Annotated in this window: 19 protein-coding genes and 1 pseudogene; 12 read left to right on the forward strand and 8 right to left on the reverse strand. The window is 59.8% G+C overall.

Annotated elements, in window-relative coordinates; genetic code table 11:
• Positions 1 to 2 precede the first annotated feature (2 nt).
• Together fahA and maiA are read left to right on the forward strand one after the other, a co-directional pair.
• Positions 3 to 1,307, forward strand: a complete 1,305-nt coding sequence (fahA, locus tag AC1D19_RS11395) for a fumarylacetoacetase (protein WP_477763235.1) — start codon at positions 3 to 5, stop codon at positions 1,305 to 1,307.
• A gap of 12 nt (positions 1,308 to 1,319) precedes the next feature.
• A complete protein-coding gene (maiA, locus tag AC1D19_RS11400; RefSeq protein ID WP_477752935.1) occupies positions 1,320 to 1,955 on the forward strand; it encodes a maleylacetoacetate isomerase in 636 nt (211 codons plus the stop codon).
• A gap of 23 nt (positions 1,956 to 1,978) precedes the next feature.
• Here the strand turns inward: maiA and AC1D19_RS11405 are convergent, their stop codons facing one another.
• Positions 1,979 to 2,782, reverse strand: a complete 804-nt coding sequence (locus tag AC1D19_RS11405) for a SirB1 family protein (protein WP_477763236.1) — start codon at positions 2,780 to 2,782, stop codon at positions 1,979 to 1,981.
• A 183-nt stretch (positions 2,783 to 2,965) separates the two neighbouring features.
• Between AC1D19_RS11405 and AC1D19_RS11410 the strand changes: the two genes are divergently transcribed.
• Positions 2,966 to 3,985, forward strand: a complete 1,020-nt coding sequence (locus tag AC1D19_RS11410; RefSeq protein WP_477760005.1) for a Glu/Leu/Phe/Val dehydrogenase family protein — start codon at positions 2,966 to 2,968, stop codon at positions 3,983 to 3,985.
• Positions 3,986 to 4,173: 188 nt separating this feature from the next.
• On the opposite strand, the pseudogene AC1D19_RS11415 reads toward AC1D19_RS11410, so the two are convergent.
• Positions 4,174 to 4,413, reverse strand: a pseudogene (locus AC1D19_RS11415) (YebG family protein); the annotation flags it as partial.
• Positions 4,414 to 4,689: 276 nt separating this feature from the next.
• Here AC1D19_RS11415 and AC1D19_RS11420 point away from each other — a divergent pair.
• A complete protein-coding gene (locus tag AC1D19_RS11420; RefSeq protein WP_477763237.1) occupies positions 4,690 to 5,190 on the forward strand; it encodes a phosphate-starvation-inducible protein PsiE in 501 nt (166 codons plus the stop codon).
• On the opposite strand, the gene AC1D19_RS11425 is transcribed toward AC1D19_RS11420, so the two are convergent.
• Positions 5,187 to 5,501 (reverse strand): DUF3509 domain-containing protein, encoded by a 315-nt coding sequence (locus AC1D19_RS11425; RefSeq protein WP_477752931.1) that lies wholly within the window; start codon positions 5,499 to 5,501, stop codon positions 5,187 to 5,189. The genes AC1D19_RS11420 and AC1D19_RS11425 overlap by 4 nt on opposite strands.
• A gap of 308 nt (positions 5,502 to 5,809) precedes the next feature.
• Positions 5,810 to 7,186: an L-serine ammonia-lyase gene (locus AC1D19_RS11430; protein ID WP_477763238.1), complete on the reverse strand. Its 1,377-nt coding sequence runs from the start codon at positions 7,184 to 7,186 to the stop codon at positions 5,810 to 5,812.
• Between the two features lie 135 nt (positions 7,187 to 7,321).
• On the opposite strand from AC1D19_RS11430, the gene AC1D19_RS11435 reads away from it, so the two are divergent.
• The 5 genes from AC1D19_RS11435 to AC1D19_RS11455 all read left to right on the forward strand — a co-directional run bounded on the left by AC1D19_RS11435 (position 7,322) and on the right by AC1D19_RS11455 (position 13,289).
• Positions 7,322 to 8,269, forward strand: a complete 948-nt coding sequence (locus AC1D19_RS11435; RefSeq protein ID WP_008046773.1) for a LysR substrate-binding domain-containing protein — start codon at positions 7,322 to 7,324, stop codon at positions 8,267 to 8,269.
• 214 nt (positions 8,270 to 8,483) lie between these two features.
• Positions 8,484 to 8,891, forward strand: coding sequence for an HPF/RaiA family ribosome-associated protein (locus AC1D19_RS11440; protein WP_007970346.1), 408 nt, complete (start codon positions 8,484 to 8,486; stop codon positions 8,889 to 8,891).
• A 254-nt stretch (positions 8,892 to 9,145) separates the two neighbouring features.
• A complete protein-coding gene (locus AC1D19_RS11445; protein ID WP_477763239.1) occupies positions 9,146 to 9,718 on the forward strand; it encodes an RNA polymerase sigma factor in 573 nt (190 codons plus the stop codon).
• Positions 9,715 to 10,704: a FecR family protein gene (locus AC1D19_RS11450; RefSeq protein ID WP_477763240.1), complete on the forward strand. Its 990-nt coding sequence runs from the start codon at positions 9,715 to 9,717 to the stop codon at positions 10,702 to 10,704. Before AC1D19_RS11445 ends, AC1D19_RS11450 begins: the two co-directional genes overlap by 4 nt.
• 155 nt (positions 10,705 to 10,859) lie before the next feature.
• Positions 10,860 to 13,289, forward strand: a complete 2,430-nt coding sequence (locus AC1D19_RS11455; protein ID WP_477763241.1) for a TonB-dependent siderophore receptor — start codon at positions 10,860 to 10,862, stop codon at positions 13,287 to 13,289.
• A 69-nt stretch (positions 13,290 to 13,358) separates the two neighbouring features.
• Here AC1D19_RS11455 and AC1D19_RS11460 read toward each other — a convergent pair whose 3' ends face one another.
• The gene (locus AC1D19_RS11460) at positions 13,359 to 14,234 is read right to left on the reverse strand and encodes a helix-turn-helix domain-containing protein (protein ID WP_477763242.1); all 876 of its coding nucleotides are present in this window, start codon (positions 14,232 to 14,234) and stop codon (positions 13,359 to 13,361) included.
• 151 nt (positions 14,235 to 14,385) lie between these two features.
• Here AC1D19_RS11460 and AC1D19_RS11465 point away from each other — a divergent pair, with 151 nt between their 5' ends.
• Positions 14,386 to 15,288, forward strand: a complete 903-nt coding sequence (locus AC1D19_RS11465) for a DMT family transporter (protein ID WP_477763243.1) — start codon at positions 14,386 to 14,388, stop codon at positions 15,286 to 15,288.
• A gap of 23 nt (positions 15,289 to 15,311) precedes the next feature.
• On the opposite strand, the gene AC1D19_RS11470 is transcribed toward AC1D19_RS11465, so the two are convergent.
• Together AC1D19_RS11470 and AC1D19_RS11475 are read right to left on the reverse strand one after the other, a co-directional pair.
• Entirely contained in the window at positions 15,312 to 15,821 is a 510-nt protein-coding gene (locus AC1D19_RS11470; RefSeq protein WP_477763244.1) for a DUF2165 family protein, read from the reverse strand.
• Positions 15,822 to 15,999: 178 nt separating this feature from the next.
• A complete protein-coding gene (locus AC1D19_RS11475) occupies positions 16,000 to 16,974 on the reverse strand; it encodes a 2-hydroxyacid dehydrogenase (protein WP_477752923.1) in 975 nt (324 codons plus the stop codon).
• Between the two features lie 194 nt (positions 16,975 to 17,168).
• Between AC1D19_RS11475 and AC1D19_RS11480 the strand changes: the two genes are divergently transcribed.
• Together AC1D19_RS11480 and AC1D19_RS11485 are read left to right on the forward strand one after the other, a co-directional pair.
• On the forward strand, positions 17,169 to 17,426 hold the full coding sequence (locus AC1D19_RS11480; protein WP_103394221.1) for a hypothetical protein: 258 nt from the start codon (positions 17,169 to 17,171) through the stop codon (positions 17,424 to 17,426).
• 139 nt (positions 17,427 to 17,565) lie between these two features.
• The gene (locus AC1D19_RS11485) at positions 17,566 to 18,705 is read left to right on the forward strand and encodes a transporter substrate-binding domain-containing protein (protein WP_477763335.1); all 1,140 of its coding nucleotides are present in this window, start codon (positions 17,566 to 17,568) and stop codon (positions 18,703 to 18,705) included.
• 55 nt (positions 18,706 to 18,760) lie between these two features.
• On the opposite strand, the gene AC1D19_RS11490 is transcribed toward AC1D19_RS11485, so the two are convergent.
• Positions 18,761 to 19,510: a YkgJ family cysteine cluster protein gene (locus tag AC1D19_RS11490; protein ID WP_477763245.1), complete on the reverse strand. Its 750-nt coding sequence runs from the start codon at positions 19,508 to 19,510 to the stop codon at positions 18,761 to 18,763.
• Between the last annotated feature and the right edge of the window lie 18 nt (positions 19,511 to 19,528).

Raw genomic sequence — 19,528 nt, forward strand, 5'->3', positions numbered from 1 at the left:
CCATGACGCAGACTTCCATCACTCGCAGCTGGGTTGCGTCCGCCAACGGCCACGCGGACTTCCCCCTGCAAAACCTGCCGCTGGGCGTGTTCAGCCTCAATGGCTCGGCTCCGCGCAGTGGCGTGGCTATTGGCGAGCATATCTTTGATCTGCAAGCGGCCCTTGAAGTCGGGTTGTTCGATGGCGCCGCGAAGGCTGCGGTCGAGGCTACTTGTTGCGGCCAGTTGAATGCGTTCTTCGAACTGGGCCGCGAGGCCCGTGTGGCCCTGCGTGAACGCTTGCTGGAACTGTTCGCCGAAGGCAGCACCCTGCACGGCAAGATCGAAGCCCAGGGCGCAAAACTGCTGCCGCTGGCGGTGGATTGCGAGATGCACCTGCCGGCGAAAATCAACGATTACACCGATTTCTACGTCGGCATCGAGCACGCGCAGAACGTCGGCAAACTGTTCCGTCCCGACAACCCGCTGCTGCCGAACTACAAGTACGTGCCAATCGGCTACCACGGTCGTGCGTCGACCATTCGCCCGTCCGGTACTGACGTCCGCCGCCCGAAAGGCCAGACGTTGCCGGCCGGTCAGAGCGAACCGACGTTTGGCCCTTGTGCGCGCCTGGACTACGAACTGGAGCTGGGCATCTGGATCGGCCAGGGCAACGACATGGGCGACTCGATTGCCATTGGCGACGCCGCCAATCACATCGCCGGTTTCTGCCTGCTCAACGACTGGTCGGCACGGGACATCCAGGCCTGGGAATACCAGCCGCTGGGGCCGTTCCTGTCGAAAAGCTTCATCACCAGCATCTCGCCGTGGGTGGTCACCGCCGAAGCACTGGAGCCGTTCCGTCGTGCCCAGCCTGCGCGTCCGCAAGGCGATCCGCAGCCGCTGCCGTACCTGCTCGACAAGCGCGATCAGGCCGCTGGTGCGTTCGACATCGAACTGGAAGTGTTGCTGCTCACCGAGGCCATGCGCGAGCAGAACCTGCCAGCCCATCGCCTGACCCTGAGCAACACCGGGCACATGTACTGGACCGTGGCACAAATGGTCGCGCACCACAGCGTCAATGGTTGCCAATTGCAGGCCGGGGACTTGTTCGGCTCGGGCACGTTGTCGGGACCGCAGAGCGGTCAGTTCGGCAGCCTGCTGGAAATTACCGAGGGCGGTAAAAAGCCGATCGAACTGGCCTCGGGCGAGGTGCGTAAATTCCTCGAGGACGGCGACGAAATCATCCTGCGCGGACGTTGCCGCCGCGACGGGTTCGCGTCCATTGGCTTCGGCGAATGCCGCGGCAAAGTGCTGCCGGCGCGCTGACAGGAGCAGGGCATGGAACTCTATACCTACTACCGTTCGACTTCGTCGTACCGGGTGCGTATCGCGTTGGCGCTCAAGGGTCTGGATTATCAATCCTTGCCAGTCAACCTGATCGCACCGCAGGGTGGCGAGCATCGGCAGCCGCCTTATCTGGGCATCAACCCGCAGGGCCGTGTGCCGGCCTTGCGCACCGATGAAGGCGAATTGCTGATCCAGTCTCCCGCGATCATCGAGTACCTGGAGGAGCGTTATCCACAGGTGCCCCTGCTGTCCAAAGACCTGGCTGCCCGTGCTCACGAGCGCGGCGTGGCGGCAGTGATCGGCTGCGATGTGCACCCGCTGCACAACGTCAGCGTGCTCAATCGGCTGCGCCAGTCGGGCCACGACGAACCGCAGGTGGTGGAGTGGATCGGCCACTGGATCGGCCAAGGGTTGGCGACGGTGGAGCAGTTGATCGGTGATGAGGGTTACTGTTTCGGCACCGAACCCGGGTTGGCGGATGTCTACTTGATCCCGCAACTGTACGCGGCCGAGCGGTTCAATGTTTCTCTTGAAGCTTACCCGCGAATCCGGCGAGTGGCGGCATTGGCGGCGACACACCCGGCGTTCATCAAGGCGCATCCGGCGAATCAGCCAGATACGCCTTAAGTCAGAAGCAGGATCTTTTGCTTTTAATGAACGATGGCGTTCGGCGGCAAATGCCCCAACCGTTCCGTCAGGCGAATCCGCTGGATCGGATCGTCGCTGAGCAGCAGTGCGTGCTCCAGGTCAAAACGCTCGGCGTTCGGGCAGTCCAGTCGTTGGTACAAGCTGGCCCGGGCCAGATAGTCGGCGGCGCTGGCGTTGCCCAGTTCCAGGACACGCTCGGCGTCGATCAAGGCATTGATGAAATCGTCGTGGGACAGGTACAACTGGCGCAGGTTGCGCGACAGCCGTTGCAGCATCTGTACCGGCTCGGCGGTTTCCAGGTGCTCGGCGCTGAGCTTGATGTTCGGGCCGTACTGGCGGTGCAACAACTCCCGACAATCGTTGGGATAAAGGCGACGGCCGCCGCAGGGATCGAGCAAATGATCGGCGCCCGGCACCCGCAGCAGGAAATGCCCGGGAAAGTTGACCCCGACCAGGGGAATCTCCAGGCCCCTGGCCAACTCCAGTGCTATCAGCGCCAGCGTCAAGGGTTGCCCTTTTCGGCGTTCCAGTACCTTGTTCAGCAGTGCCACTTGCGGGCGCAACGGCGTGAAATCGTCCTGGGCGAAGCCAAGGTCATTCAGGCGCCGCAGCAGCGGCTGGGCCAGTTCACTGACCGGCAGCATCGGCAAGCCGCCGCTGACCCGTTGCTGCAACTCCTGGAAATCGGCCAGCAGTGCTTGCGGCTCCACTTCGCTGTCGTGCTCGACCGCAATCCACAGTGCCGCCTCGAACAGCGCGGGCGGTGAACGTTGCAGGCAGGCGAAGAACGATTGGCGCGGGGTCATCAAAATCTCCGGGCAATGCCTCGTTTTAGCCCCCTCTCCGGCGTTCGTCCAGTGCCGTACAAGGTCGAATGCAGGTTATTTCCTAAAGCTTGCATCGTGGCCGTGCTTATTCCGGTGCGCTTCTGCAATTTTTGGGCGCAAGCCTATACTGGCGACTACAAGAAGTGATTCGGGAGCCTTACGATGTTCGCTCTCATGCAAAGCACCCGCCTTGAATCGCTGCATCTGAGCGTTGACTCGGTCACCGGGTTGAAGGCGGTCATTGCCATTCATAACAGCCGCTTGGGGCCTGCCCTGGGCGGCTGTCGTTACCTTGCCTATCCCAGCGACGAGTCTGCGGTCGAGGATGCGGTGCGCCTTGCCCAAGGCATGAGTTACAAGGCGGCACTGGCCGGCCTGGCTCAGGGCGGCGGCGTGGCGGTGATCATCCGCCCCGTTCACGTGGCCAACCGCGCCGCGCTGTTCGAAGCCTTCGGGCGCTGTATCAATCAGCTCGACGGGCGCTACATCACGGCTATCGACAGTGGCACCTCAGTGGCGGACATGGATTGCATTGCCCAACAGACCCAACACGTCACCAGCACCACCTCGGCGGGCGACCCCGCGCCGCACGCGGCGATGGGTGTATTCACCGGTATTCGCGCCACTGCAATGGCGCGACTGGGCAGCGATAACCTCGAAGGCCTGCGCGTCGCCATTCAAGGCCTGGGCAACGTCGGTTATGCCCTGGCAGAACAGTTGCACGCCGCCGGGGCCGAACTGCTGGTCAGCGATATCGATCACGGCAAGGTGCAACTGGCGATGGAGCAACTCGGGGCTCACCCCATCGCCAACGACGCACTGCTCAGCACGCCTTGCGATATTCTTGCGCCGTGCGGTTTGGGCGGAGTGCTGAACAGCCACAGCGTGACGCAACTGCGCTGCTCGGCAGTGGCCGGTTCGGCGAACAACCAACTGACCCATCTGGACGTCGCCGATCAGTTGGAACGGCGGGGCATCCTGTATGCGCCGGACTACGTGATCAATGCCGGCGGTTTGATCTATGTTTCGCTCAAACATCGGGGCGAAGAACTGGGAACCATCACCGCGCACCTGTCGAAAATCAGTTCGCGCCTGACTGAAGTGTTCGCCCACGCCCAAGCGGAAAAACGCTCACCGGCCCGGGTGGCGGACGAACTGGCGGAGAAAGTGTTGTACCGGTGAGTCAGGCATGAGTTTTCCACAGGCATGAAAAAGGCCCTGAGCCATTCGACTCAGGGCCTGTTCAATTTGCGCGTTGCTTACTTGGCGGCTTTGGGGGCCTTGGCAGGCTTGGCCGGGGCGATCGGCTCAGCGGCTTCAACGACCTCGAGCGCTGCGACAGCTTCTGCGACTTCAACCGGTGCGCTGAGCAATTCGGACAGAGCGTCCGGCTGGCTCTTGAACGCCTTGGCGAACACGTCGCGATTCTTCGCCATGTAGATCCCGGCTTCTTCCACTTGCTGCTCGGTCAGGGACGGAACGGCTTTTTGCAACACTTCAGCCAGCAATTCGGCCAGTTCGAGCATTTTGTCATGACGGTCAGCTTCGGCTTTATCCATGAACAAGCGCTCCAGATCTCGGCTGCTGCGGTATACCACTTCGACGGCCATTCACCACCTCACATGCCTTCACATTGGTTGTCGATTTCGACTACTGTATCTATATACAGCTAAAGGATAAGCGAAACCCTGTCTTTTGGATAGTGGCTTTTCAATGTAGACCGGATTCGAGATTTGTCAGGTGAGGCGCTGTACGGGTGCGACCAAACGCCACGGCGCGCGATCCAGAGCGGCTCGCCATCATGGGCTGGCCTTTTTTCTGCATGCAGAAAAACCGTCACGTCCAACCCGCATCATCCGGTCGAACCGACCTAAGGAAGCATCATCGTGAAAATCAACTGGGCCGAAAAACTGCGGCAGAACGTGCATGGACTGGCCGAGTCCCTGGGCAATCTGTTCGTCGAAACCTTCCACTACCTGGCGCTGTTCGCCATTGGTGCGGTGACCGCGTGGGCGGCGGTGATGGAATTCCTCGGGATGATCGAAGAGGGGCACATCAAGATCGATGACATCTTGCTGCTGTTCATCTATCTGGAACTGGGAGCGATGGTCGGGATTTACTTCAAGACCAATCACATGCCGGTGCGCTTCCTGATCTACGTGGCGATCACCGCGCTGACGCGGCTGCTGATTTCCAACGTTTCGCACCACAACCCGCCGGACCTTGGGATCATCTACCTGTGCGGCGGGATTCTGCTGCTGGCGTTTGCGATTCTGGTGGTGCGTTATGCTTCGTCGCAATTTCCTTCGGTGAAGATTGAGAACCCGCACCGCAAAACAGGTGCGGGCACCAGTGAGCATTCCGAAGTAGAAAAGGGCGAGCTTTAAAGCCCCATGGCGGGTCGGGGCCGGCCTTTGGCTGGTGGCGGCAGGCTGTGCATGCCGCCATCGGTCATGGATTCGAGGATGGCCACGGCACTGTGGCCCTGCTCGATGGCAATGCCGAACTGAATGCTTTGCACCAGTCGTTTCAGGCGCTCGGGGTCATTGCGTTGTTCGGCACTGATCATGCGCTTTGCGACTACGCGTCCACTGTTGGACAGGGTCAGCATGATGCTGCCATCCAGGCCCTGAATGCTCAGGTTGATCTGGTAATCCGCTGCAAAGGCATCGGTAATGAGCTGGAAAGGGTTGTCCATGATGCGTCACCGCCTGATTGAACGTGCAGTTGTTGACCGGCCGTGATCGGGTTGGTTCGCAATGCCTGACCACCGGCCATCTCGCCATCATTGTTCCAACCAGGATGTAGCAAGGGGCATGCCGACAAAATTGTCGGACAAAAAAACGTTCTGTAGGAGCGAGCCTGCTCGCGATGGTCGTGAACGATAACGCGTCAAACCAGATGGTTTGCGGCGCCTGAGGGTTTTTCGCGAGCAAGCTCGCTCCTACAGGGGCCGCGTTTTCTGCACGTTTCAGGGCAATAAACCTCGGTGTGCAACCAAAACGGTCAACATTCCACCCAGTTCACCGCCAGTCCGCCCCGCGACGTCTCTTTGTACTTGTCGTGCATGTCGGCGCCGGTGTCGCGCATGGTGCGAATCACCCGGTCCAGGGAAATGAAGTGCTGGCCGTCGCCACGCAGGGCCATTTGCGTGGCGTTGATGGCTTTCACTGCGGCGATCGCATTGCGCTCGATGCACGGCACTTGTACCAGTCCGCCAACCGGGTCGCAGGTGAGGCCGAGGTTGTGTTCCAGGCCGATTTCGGCGGCGTTTTCCAGCTGCTCCGGGGTGGCGCCAAGCACCTCTGCCAGGCCGGCGGCGGCCATGGCGCAGGCGGAGCCGACTTCACCCTGGCAGCCGACTTCGGCCCCGGAGATCGAAGCGTTTTTCTTGCACAGGATGCCGACGGCCGCTGCGCCCAGGAAGAACGCGACCACGTCATCGTCAGACGCATCGGCATTGAATTTCATGTAGTAGTGCAGCACCGCGGGAATGATCCCCGCCGCGCCGTTGGTCGGTGCCGTGACCATGCGCCCGCCGGCTGCGTTTTCTTCGTTCACGGCAAGGGCATACAGGTTGACCCATTCCATTGCCGACAAAGTGGACGTAATGACATTCGGCTTGCCGATTTCCTGCAGGCTGCGATGCAGTTTCGCCGCTCGACGTGGAACATTCAGACCGCCGGGCAAGATGCCTTCGTGACGCAAGCCCTGTTCGACGCATTCGCGCATCACCGACCAGATATGCAACAGGCCCTGGCGAATCTCGGCATCACCACGCCATGCCCGTTCGTTGGCCATCATCAGTTCGCTCACCCGCAGGCCGTGCTCGTTGCACAGCTTGAGCAGTTCGGCGGCGCTGGAGAAATCGTAAGGCAGCACCACATCGCCAGCCGGTGCGATACCGGATTCGGCTTCGGCCGCTTCGATGATGAAACCGCCACCCACCGAGTAATAGGTCTGCTCGAACAGTTCGCCGGTTTCACCGAAGGCTGCCAGGGACATGGCGTTGGGGTGGTAGGGCAGGCTCTCGTTTAGCAGCAGGAGATCGCGTTGCCAGTCGAAGGCAATGTCCGCAACGCCTGCCAGGCACAATTTGCCGGTTTCGCGCAGGGTGTGAATGCGGCTGTCGATGGTGGTGGGATCGATGCGGTCGGGCCATTCGCCCATCAGACCCATGACGCAGGCGCGGTCCGTTGCGTGGCCGACGCCGGTCGCTGACAGAGAACCATAGAGGCGAATTTCCACACGTCGCACGTCAGCCAGAAAACCGTGATCGACCAGCGCTTGGGCAAAGGTTGCGGCAGCGCGCATCGGACCGACGGTATGGGAGCTGGACGGGCCGATGCCGACTTTGAATAGATCGAAAACACTGATAGCCATGCTAAAGCCTTTACATGCAATGGAAGGGTAATCGCTGCCATTTCTGTAGGACAAGCGCAATTTGGGCGATACTGCCTGTCACGATCCTACGTGACCAACGAAAATTCCTAAGACATCCTTTAGCAGGACTAAACGATGAGCCGTCAATTACACGCCCAGACGTATGTCTGGCTGAACGTGTTTGCCTGTGCCGCGCGGCACTTGTCGTTCACCCGCTGCGCCGAAGAGCTGCACATCACACCGGGGGCGGTCAGCCAGCAGATCCGTCAGCTGGAAGAACGCCTGGGTTTTCGTCTGTTTCACCGCCGCGCCCGCGGAGTGGAGTTGAGCGCTGAGGGCCAGCGTCTGGCCATTACCGTCAACGAGGCATTTGGCAGCATCGACGCGGAATTGCGGCGACTGGATGCGGGCATGATCAGCGGGATTCTGCGGGTACGTTCGATTCCGTCGTTCCTGAGCAAATGGCTGACGCCGCGTCTGCCGCGTTTGCAGCAGCGTTTTCCGGATATTCAGTTGCGCCTGGTGGCCGAGGACAGCAGCGTGCCGTTGCATGAAGGCGACTTCGACCTGGCGATCGACCTGAACGACGGCAGCTACCCGGGCCTGTTATCCACAGCCTTGCTCGATGAGCAGATTTTTCCTGTGTGTGCACCGAGCCTGTTGCGCGGTCGTCCGCCTCTGCACGGTCCGGCAGACCTGATGCACTTTCCCTTGCTGCACGACATCACCGCCTGGCGCGGCAGCTATGAGTACGCGGAATGGGAGTTTTACCTCAACGCCATCGGTTTCGAGGGGGCGGATGTGCGACGCGGGCATACGTTCAATCGCAATCACCTGACGATCGAAGCGGCCATCGCCGGGATGGGGGTGGCGATTGCCCGACGGACACTGCTCAACGATGAGCTGGAGCGTGGGGCGTTGATCGTGCCGTTCGGCCTGGCGGTGCCCAATCACAAGCGCTACATGCTGCTTTACGCACCAGGGGCATTGAGCCATCCGGGTGTGCGCGCGGTGCACGATTGGTTGGTGGAGGAGGCGGGCGCTTTTCGCAGTTTGCACCCGTTGGGGGAGCGGCAAATGTGAGCAATTATTACGTAAGAGCAGGGCGACCCAACTCCCGACCTTAACAGCGCTTTTACCGGTTGTCCGGCTTTTTTTGCGATTGAAAATTTATCTTTTTTAGGGGGTTGAATTGTTCAGCGTACAGACCGATTGTGTAAGCAAGAGGTCACGGTGATGACGCCCAAGGGCTTAGCTGACCGGCCTCTCGCGAGCTAGCTGAAATAAGGGATGAACTATGCAAATCCAAGTCAATAGCGATAACCATATTCAAGGCAGTAAACGACTGGAGGAGTGGGTACGTACGACCATTGAGAGCACGCTCGAACGCTACGAAGAGGACCTGACACGCGTCGAGGTTCACCTGCGGGACGAGAACGGCGACAAGCCGGGTCCCCATGACATGCGCTGCCAACTGGAGGCGCGGCCAAAAGGCCATCAACCGGTTTCCGTCACCCATAAAGCCTCCACCATGGAGCAGGCGATCGACGGAGCAGCTACCAAACTTGAACATGCGCTGGAGCATATGTTCGGCAAATTACGCGGCAAACGAGCCAATGTGGTGCCCATCGAGAGTGGCGCCCATGCCGACCAGCTGCTGGAAGAAGAGTTTCTGGAAAACGAACAGGCGGCGCTTAACGGCTGACACCTGATTCACTTTTTACCTTCCCATTAGAACGGGCCTGCATTGCAGGCCCGTTTTCGTTTGGGTGGCTTTTGGATTCCATGGCCATTGGACTGGGCTATCGGGACGGCCGAGTTTGCGGTGCAGCCAATGGGCGTAATAGAGGGCTGCACCCGATCCTTTTGCATATGAGAATATTTATCATTAATATCGCAACCTTGCCGGCCCCCTGACGCTGTCGTGGCCTCCCCGGTTTTCAGGTCGGAACATGAACGATGATCACTCTGCCCCCAGACCCCCACGATATCGAACGCGACGAACAGCGTGGCGACCGTGCGCATTTTCTCCAGGTGTTTCTCTCCCAGCGTTCACAAATGGAGGCACTGGTGAGTCGGCGCGTCGGTTGCCGGGCGACGGCGGCTGACCTGGTGCAGGACTTGTTCCTGCGTTTCTGGCGGCGGCCGCTGGTGCAGGTCGAGGAGCTCGGCACGTATCTGCTGCGCTGCGCCGGCAATATCGCCATCGACCATTTGCGCAGTGAAGGCACGCGGGTCCGGGCCAGCGAAGGCTTGATGGTGGAGCCACCGGACAGCCACGGCTGCGGACCGCAAGCGGCGCTGGAGGCGGGCAACGATTTGCGCCACGTCGAAGCGGCGTTGCGCGCATTACCGCAGCGCACGCGGCAGATCTTTTTACTCAATCGCATTCACGGCCGTAAATACGCCGAGATCGCCAAGGCCATGGGTTTGTCCCAAAGTGCCGTGGAAAAACATATGATGCGCGCCCTCGAAGCCTGCAAGGCCAGCCTTCGGGAGCCTGAAACACGAACGCCAGGGAAAGCACCGTGAACCACTTCGAACGCGTCACCCCGACGCCCGCTCAGGAGCAGGCCGCGCTGGCCTGGCTGAGCCTGTTGCATGACCAGCCTGGCAGTGGTGATCAGGCGGCGTTCAGCCAGTGGTTGCGAGCCGATACCGCTCATGCGCAGGCGTATGCCCAGGCGCAGGTCTTGTGGGAGTTGAGCGAAGGGCCGGCGCGCACGCTGGCCGATGAAGACGCTTTTGCCATGCAAGGCTATCTCAATGCCATCAAACGCTCGCGGCGCAGCACGGTCGGACGTTGGTCGGGTGCGCTGGCGATGGCCGCGTGCCTGCTGTTGATGATCAGTCTCGGCACGGGTTGGCAGCCGATGCGTTGGATGGATGACCTGGGGGCGGATTATGTCTCGGCACCGGGGGAAATCCGCACTGTCATTCTGGCCGATCAGTCGCAGGTGACACTGGATGCCGACAGCGCCATCGCCGTGGATTTCAGTCGCGGTGAGCGGCATGTGCAACTGCGTCGCGGCGCCGGTTTTTTCAGTGTCACCCACACCGGCGAGCCGTTTGTGGTGGATGCTGAGAAAGGCCTGGCGCGGGTCCTGGGTACGCAGTTCGAAGTCCGTTTGCAGCCTCACGGTGCACAGGTCACGGTGTTGTCGGGACGGGTTGGCGTGACGGCGGACCAGAACGCGGAACAGCAAATTCTCACCGCCGGCCAGCAAGTGGCCTATGGCGAAGGCACAGCGGAAAAACTCCACGGGGTGGACAGCGAAGCGCAGTTAGCCTGGCGCCAGGGCTGGCTCAATTACTACAAGGCGACGTTGGCCGATGTGGTGCAGGATTTGGGGCGCTATTACCCCGGACGGATCGTGCTGCTCAATGATGAACTGGCGGCACGCCGGGTCAGTGGCAGCTTTCCGAGCAGGAACCCGCAGGCGGTGTTGAGTTCACTGCAAGGCGTGTTGGGGTTTGAGCAGCATCAGGTTTTGGGGCACCTGATTATTTTACGTTGAAGCTGCTGGCCTCTTCGCGGGCAAGTTCAATCACTACCTCGCCCGGAATAAAAATATTTTCAGAATTGTAGTGAGGTAAATCCGATTGCCATCCGTGTAGTGACTGAAACTGCGAGTCATTCGCATCCGTTGTGGTTCTACACAGGTCATGAGTCATGAAGTCCAGGGCAAAATCGGGGTCGGTCAAACAATGGTTGGGTGTGTCTGCGTTGAGCTTTTCGGCATTGGCGTTGTTGCCGCTGAGCGTGGTGCTGGCCGCTGAGGCTGGCAACAGCCAGCAACTCGCGCAGTTCAGTTTTTCCCTGGCCGCCAAACCGCTGCCCCAAGCCTTGAGTGATTTCAGCCGGGTGACCGGCATCAGTGTCGTCTACACCGATGAAGCGCCGTACGGCCTCAATGCGCCAGCGGTCAATGGCCAGATGAGTGCCGAACAGGCCCTGCAACGTCTGCTCACCGGTTCGGGATTGACGTTCCGCCGCACCGATGGGCACACCATTGCACTGGAACCACGGCCGACCGAAGGTGCGTTGAGCCTGGGCGCTACCACCATTACCTCGGTGATGGATGAGTCCATGAGTTACCAGCCGCCACCGACTTCTTCAGTGATGCGCTCCTCGGCCCCGATTCAGGAAATCCCGCAGACCGTCAATGTCGTCCCGGCCCAGGTCATTCGCGACCAGGCTCCGCGCAATCTCGATGACGCCCTGGCCAATGTCAGCGGCATCACCCAGGCCAACACCCTTGGCAGCACCCAGGACTCGGTGATGGTCCGCGGCTTTGGCGACAACCGTAACGGCTCGATCATGCGAGACGGCATGCCGATCGTGCAGGGTCGTGGTCTCAACGCCAGCGTCGACCGGGTCGAAGTACTCAAGGGCCCGGCCTCGTTGCTCTACGGCATCCAGGATCCGGGCGGCGTGGTCAACATGGTCAGCAAGAAACCCGAGCTTGAGCAGTACAACGCCTTGACCGTGCGCGGCTCGAGCTATGGCGACGGCAAGAATGGCAGCGGCGGCGGTCTCGACAGCACCGGTGCCCTGGGCGACTCCGGGCTGGCGTATCGCATGGTGCTCGACTACGAAGACGAAGATTACTGGCGCAACTTCGGTGTACATCGTGAGAGCCTGATCGCGCCGTCGCTGGCCTGGTACGGTGAAAGCACCAAGTTGCTGTTCTCCTATGAGCACCGCGAATTCCTCACGCCGTTTGACCGAGGCACGCTGATCGATCCACGGACCAACCATCCGCTGGACATCTCGCGCAACGAGCGTCTCGACGAGCCGTTCAACAACATGGAGGGGCGTTCGGACCTCTATCACTTCGAGGCCGATCACGAGCTCAACGACAACTGGAAGGCCCATTTCGGCTACAGCTGGAACCGCGAAACCTACGACGCCAGCCAGGTGCGCGTGACTGCAATCGACACCAATAAGGGCGCCCTGACCCGCAGCATGGACGGCACCCGGAATGCGATCAGCACCGACCGCTTCACCACCGCCAGCCTCGAAGGCAACGTGGATGTGTTCGGCATGCAGCATGACCTGCTGTTCGGCGTCGATGACGAGTACCGCAAGATTTTCCGCGAAGACCTGATCCGCCAGAAAAGCCGCACCCAGTTCAGCTACGTGAACCCGATCTATGGCCAGGACGTGCCGGGCACCACTGTCAGTGCGGCCGACAGCGCGCAGACCGATGAACTGCGTAGCGATTCGGTGTTCCTGCAGGATTCCATCCACCTCAACGACCAATGGATTCTGGTGGCCGGCGCGCGCTTCCAGGCGTACGACCAATACGCCGGCAAAGGCGTACCGTTCCACGCCAACACCGACAGTAACGGGCAGAAATGGGTGCCGCGCGCGGGCCTGGTATACAAATACACCGATGCCTTGTCGTTTTATGGCAGCTACACCGAGTCGTTCAAACCCAACTCGACCATCGCGCCGTTGAGCGGCAGCAGCACCGTGCTTGACGGCGGCATCGCGCCGGAAGAAGCCAAGTCCTGGGAGCTGGGTGCCAAGCTCGATCTGCCGGGCCGCGTCACTGGCAACATCGCGCTGTTCGACATCAAGAAACGCAACGTGCTGGTGGCCAACGCCGAAGGCCCGACCACGATTTACAGTGCCGCCGGCGAAGTGCGTTCCCGTGGCCTGGAAGTGGACTTGAGCGGTCAGCTGACGGATCGCTGGAGCATGATCGGCAGCTACGCCTACACCGATGCCGAAGTCACCGAAGACCCTGTTTACAAGGGCAATCAACTGCAAAACGTGGCAAAGAACAGCGGCTCGCTGTCGGCCGTCTATGACTTCGGCACCATCGTCGGCGGCGACCAACTGCGGGTCGGCGCCGGGGCGCGTTATGTGGGGGAGCGCGCGGGCAATGCGGTGAACGATTTCGACCTGCCGAGCTACACCGTGGCCGATGCGTTCGCCACCTACGACACAAAGGTCGAAGGGCAGAAGGTCAAGTTCCAGCTCAACGTGAAGAACCTGTTTGACCGTACTTACTACACCTCGGCGGCGAGTCGGTTCTTTGTGTCGATGGGTGACTCGCGGCAGGTGACGTTGTCGAGCACCTTGGAGTTCTGACGACTGTTTCTCCCTGTGGGAGCGAGCCTGCTCGCGATGGCGGCCTGAAGGACGCCGAAAATCCCGCGCCTAGCGCAAAAACGCCTGGCGATATTCGCCGGGCGTTCCACCGAGGGCCTGGCGAAACCGGTTGGTGAAATGGCTGGCACTGGAAAATCCGCAGGCCAGCGCAATCTCCCCCAGTGGCTGCAAGGTCGTGCGCAGCAACTCCTGCGCCCGGTTCAGGCGTCGTGCCAGCACATACTGGTGGGGTGGCAAGCCGAAGCTTTCGCGGAACATCCGCGCGAAGTGGTATTCCGACAACGCGCACAACGCCGCCAACTGGCCGAGACTGATGGCCTCGTCCAGATGGCTGTCGATGTACTCCACCAGATGTCGGCGCTGATGCGCGGCCAACCCACCTTTAAGGCGCAGGCCTTGCCGGGCATTGACCTGGCTGAGCAGGGCATGGCTGAGCAGTTCGTGAGCCAGGCTGCTGGTGAGCAGGCGCTCGCCCGGCTCGTCCCAGTTCAGGGTGATCAACTGTCGAAAGCGCAGCGCCTGCTGCGGATCATCGAGAAAGGTCTGCTCGCGCAGTTGCATTTCCCGTGGCTCGCGATCGAGCAGGGTGACACAGCCGAGGGCAAATTGTTCGGGGCTGAAATACAGGTGCGCCAGACGAATGTCGCCGTTGATCACCCAGCCTGACTGGTGACCGGCCGGCAGGATGCACAGTTTGTCCGGGCCGCCCTTGGTTGCGGGCTGATCGCGGCGGAAGGTACCGGTGCCGCCAGCAATGTAACAGGACAGCGTATGGTGGCTGGGTGCTTCGTATTCCTGGGCGTCGTGGTGATTGCTCCACAAAGCTGCAGACAAGCCGTCCCCGAGCTCGGCGCTGTGCTCGAGGCGAGCATTCGGCGAGCGGTTGAGGGCTTGAAAGACTTGTAGGGTATCCAGTACAGCCATGATCGTTGCTCTCTAACACCTGCATCCAACGCCCTGCATCCTACTCCGTAGACGCGTGCCTGCCAGCCTGTCGCCAGACAAAAGCGCAAGTTTATGCAAGTGCGCCCAGGCGTGGCGCCGGACACTGGGCGCCTATCGAGGAGCCTTTGCCATGAACCTTTCTTTGTACCTGTTGACCGTGCTGATCTGGGGCACCACCTGGATTGCCTTGAAATGGCAACTGGGTGTGGTGGCCATTCCTGTGTCGATCGTCTATCGCTTCGGCCTCGCCGCGCTGGTGCTGTTCGTGATCTTGCTGCTCAGCCGACGCCTGCAAGTGATGAACCGTCGCGGGCATTTGATTTGCCTGGCTCAGGGCTTGTGCCTGTTCTGCGTCAACTTCATGTGCTTCCTCACTGCGAGCCAGTGGATCCCCAGCGGTCTGGTGGCTGTGGTGTTTTCCACCGCCACCCTGTGGAATGCCCTCAACGCGCGGGTGTTCTTCGGTCAGAAAATCGCCCGCAATGTGCTGATGGGTGGCGCGCTGGGCCTGCTTGGGCTGGGCCTGTTGTTCTGGCCTGAATTGGCCGGGCATACCGCCAGCCCGGAAACCCTGCTCGGTCTCGGTCTGGCCCTGTGCGGCACCTTGTGTTTCTCGGCGGGCAACATGCTCTCGAGCCTGCAACAGAAGGCCGGGCTCAAACCGCTGACCACCAATGCCTGGGGCATGGCTTACGGGGCGGCGATGCTCTCGGTGTGGTGTCTGGTCAAGGGCATTCCCTTCGACATGGAAATGAGCACGCGTTACATCGGGTCACTGCTGTACCTGGTGATTCCGGGGTCGGTGATCGGTTTCACCGCCTACCTGACGCTGGTCGGCCGCATGGGGCCTGAGCGGGCGGCGTACTGCACGGTGCTGTTTCCGGTGGTGGCGCTCAACGTGTCAGCATTCGCCGAGGGCTATCAATGGACGGTGCCGGCGCTGTTGGGGCTGGTGTTGGTGATGTCGGGGAACGTACTGGTGTTTCGCAAACCCAAAACGCCGCAAGTGCTGGGCAACGGCAAGCTGGCTTGAGGGGGCGTCGAGTGCTGAGTGACTCAGTGCTCGATTTTTATCGCGATGTATATCAGTAACGGAAAGATGAAATCAACAATGTGTCCAGCCCTGTAATTGTAGTTCCAGGTTTTCGACTCATCCATATTGAACCATTCGGTACCGACTGTTTGAAAACCGACGTAATAAAGAAAAAGGGCAATCAATAATCCGATGATTGCAGGTTTTTTAGCTTCGTGAAATTGTTCGGGGCTGGCGTTGATGTTTTTGTAAAGGCAATAGGTTCCGAGCAGGCAACATAGGGTGTAGACCACCTCAAGTGTAATGATCAGCCAGTAAATGCGGTGGTGAAGTATGGCGGAAGTAATAGCCCTGTGTCTGTATTTGCTTTGATCATTGGTAGTGTCCATGCTCAGGATATGGCTGATGTATTCATAGTTGGTCGAGTAATCCGTGACATTGTTGTATAGCATCAGCAATCCAAAGAGGCTAGTAAATAACATCAGTTTGGCTTTGCTGAGTCGAATGACTTGATTTGTTGTGAGTGAGTTCAAATGGGTGATCTCCGTTGCTGATCCCGTAGTGCCAGGGTAAACAAGGAGAGTCTATCTCGTGGTTTTGTTGTTCGGCTGCTGACTGAATTGCAGGGTGTGTATTCAGAGAGTTGCTTAATAACTTGAAAGTGACTTTTTTTCAAACGGGCAGGCGCTTGTAACGTCTGCCCGATTTGCGTTAACCCTTCCAGACTTGCGGGTTGACCAGGTCCTGCGGTCGCTCGCCCAGCAGGGCACTGCGCAAGTTGGCCAGGGCACGGTTGGCCATGGCATCGCGGGTCTCATGGGTGGCCGAGCCGATGTGCGGCAAGGTCACGGCATTTTTCAGCTGGAACAGTGGCGACTCGGCCAGTGGTTCTTTTTCGTACACGTCCAGCCCTGCACCCCGAATGCGGTTGTTTTGCAGCGCTTCGATCAGCGCCGGTTCATCCACCACCGGACCACGGGAAATGTTCACCAGAATGGCACTTGGCTTCATCAGTGCCAGTTCACGATGGCTGATCAAGTGTTTGGTTTTCTCGCTGAGCGGCACCACCAGGCAGACGAAATCAGCTTCGGCCAGCAATTGATCGAGGCTGCGGTACTGCGCGCCGAGTTCCTGTTCCAGTTCGGTCTTGCGGCTGTTACCGCTGTAGATGACCGGCATGTTGAACCCCAGGCGGCCACGCCGGGCGATGGCGGCACCGATGTTGCCCATGCCGACGATGCCCAGCGTCTTGCCATGCACATCACAACCGAACAGCTGCGCACCGACAGTGGCTTGCCATTGCCCGGCCTTGGTCCAGGCATCCAGTTCGGCGACGCGGCGCGCACTGCTCATCAACAGTGCAAACGCCAGGTCGGCGGTGCTTTCGGTGAGCACATCCGGCGTGTTGGTCAGCATGATCCCGCGTTCGTTGAAGTAGGCCAGGTCATAGTTGTCGTAGCCCACCGAGACGCTGGACACCACTTCCAGCCTGGCGGCGTTTTCCAACTGGGCGCGGCCGAGTTTGCGACCCACGCCGATCAGGCCGTGGGCGTGGGGCAGGGCTTCGTTGAATTGGGCGTTGATGTCGCCGTTTTTCGGATTCGGCACGATGACATCGAAGTCTTGTTGCAGGCGTTCGACCATTTCCGGGGTGACGCGGCTGAAGGCCAGGACAGTCTTTTTCATGGGAGGCGGGCTCGTCGGGCGGTGAAGAATGATGAGCACGCTAACATTCTTCGCGGGATTTGTGCGAGTCGTCAGGCGGTCAATGCAAGCTTGCAGCTTGCGGTGCTCCATCCAGTTATACTGCCGCACTTCTTATACTGTGGCATGCGGCTCGTTCACCGGGCCCGACACTTCATGCACCACCCGGAGCTTTCATGACTTCCCCGAAACAACCGCCGGTCGCCGACGCCCTGAGCGACGTGCAGGCAGAGCTGCCAGACAGCGTCGACTCCAGCGCCGACAGCGAAACCAAAGCCGAAATCCCGGCCTTCAAGTTCCCGTTCAAACCGGGCGAACTGGCGGCCGCCAAGGGCTCCAACCAGCCGTGGTACAAGAACGGCGCCAAGAACGGCCACACCAAGACACCGGGCATGGCGCCGCCGGGAACTCGTCGATCGATGGGTAAGCGTTAAGGTTCAGGCATTTTCAGGTCGCCCGTATTCCTTGCTGTAAGTCAGAGCGTTCCTACACCGGTTGGCGATTCGCCCTCTGGGAATCTCGAAGGCCATTCGTCGAGGATTCATTTCCATGAATCTTGATGAAGGTTTTCTCATGCGTCTGCTTAAGTTTTTTTCTGCACCCCTGATAGTGGCTCTGGCCGCGGGTTGTACTACAGCTGTCGTCGATCCACAGATCCGTTTCGGTGTCGAGCCGCTTGTATCGCCGTTTGAATTCCGTAACGAGAATGGCGAACTGGAAGGGCTCAATATCGAGTTGGGCAATGCGCTGTGTGCCGAACTCAAGTCCCGCTGTGTCTGGGTTGACCAGGATTACGCCACCAACATCGATGCGCTCGAAGGCGGTCGTTTCGACGCAATCATGCCGATGACAGCCACATCGTTGCGTCGCGAGCGTGTCGATTTCACCGAAAACCTGTATCCCCTGAGCAGCAGGCTGGTGGCTCCCAAGGGGGCGAATCTGCAACCCGATGCTCAATCGCTCCGGGGCAAGCGTGTCGGCGTGCTGGCCGGTACCAGTCGCGAGGCGTTCGCCAAGGCGCGTTGGGCGCAGGCGGGGGTAACAGTACGCAGCTTCAACCTCAATGATCAATTGATCGCCAGCCTGCTGGCGGGAGAGCTGGATGCGACTTTGCAAGACTCGATCGAAATTACCTACGCGCTATTGAGTAAACCGCAGGGGCAAGGTTTTGACTTCGCCGGCCCGGCGATTAGCGATCCCATGCTGGGCAGCGGCGTGGCCATGGCGGTTCGCAAAAACGACACCCTGCTGCGCAATAACCTGAATGCTGCTCTTGAGCGGTTGAAACAAAATGGTCAGCTGCAAGCAATTACCCAGCGCTACTTGCCGACGCCGGCTCTCGAGTTTCCTCGGTACTTTCCAAACGAAGAAGGCATGCCATTTTCCAATGCGGTTCAGGTTGGTCAGACACTTTACCTCTCTGGCGTAATCGGAATGACGGAGGCAGGGGAGTTGGTGAAAGGTGGTATAGGGCCGCAAATGGAACAGGCCATGGCCAATCTGCGCAACGCACTGCAGCATCATGGGTCGTCTCTGGCGCAGGTGGCCAAATGCACGGTTATTCTTTCCGACATGAAGGGCTTTGCTGCCATGAATGCTGTTTATCGCAGCTACTTTCCGGCGGATCGGTTACCCGCTCGTACTACATTTGCTGGCAAGCTTGTACTGGACGCAGGGGTGGAAGTGGAGTGTCTGGCGGTCACGACGCTTTAAATCTTTACCTGTCTGAAGGCGCGTGCGCAGCTCGCAAAGCTGCGCACCTGACCTCTCAAGCCGTGCGCAACGAAATGAACGCAAAGTTCGTCGGCGCATCCGCCGCCACTTGCCCCCCGGCCGCAACAATCTGCCCGGCGATATCGTCCCCCGACACATGAAACAGCCACTCGCTGCCCCACTCCGGCAACATTTGCCCGGTCAGTTCGTCGATGATTCTGGCGAACTCCGCCATATCCGGAAGATATGCGGTAAACCCGTCGCCCTTCAGGGCCGTCGTGCGGATGCCCAGCTGTGCGCAAATCGCATCCTTGGTCTGAATTTCGTCGCGATCCGCCTGACGGGAACGCTGGATCAATTCCGATAACTCCCGGCCGACCAGTTTGCCACCGACAATCAGCTCTGGCCCTGTTTCCCAGGACTCTGGCGGGCACTCCTTGGCGGTGGGGTTCAGGGGAATGTGCGGATTGATTTCCATCGGATAGATGCGACACACCAACGGCCGGCGTTCGTAGATGCGGCAGCGGTTGTCTTCGTCAAGATTCCGGCAGGGGCCGACATTGTAGGCGGCGAAGGTGATGGCCACGTACGCGTCGGATTCGCCGCTGCGCACCGCCGCCGAACGGCGTACGGTGTGCTCCCGTTGTTGCACTGGCAGGCCCAGGCCGTTGTCCAGAAACGCTTCCACCAGCACGATCACCTGAGCACCGTCGGCTGCCCACATCCGGGCTTCGCTCAGGGTCAGGGGCACATGGTGGCCGTTGCAGCATTTGCCGCAGCCTACGCAGGAAAACCTTGTATTCATTGAGTGTTCATTCGCATT

The sequence above is a fragment of the Pseudomonas sp. P1_C12 genome, from assembly GCF_056406435.1.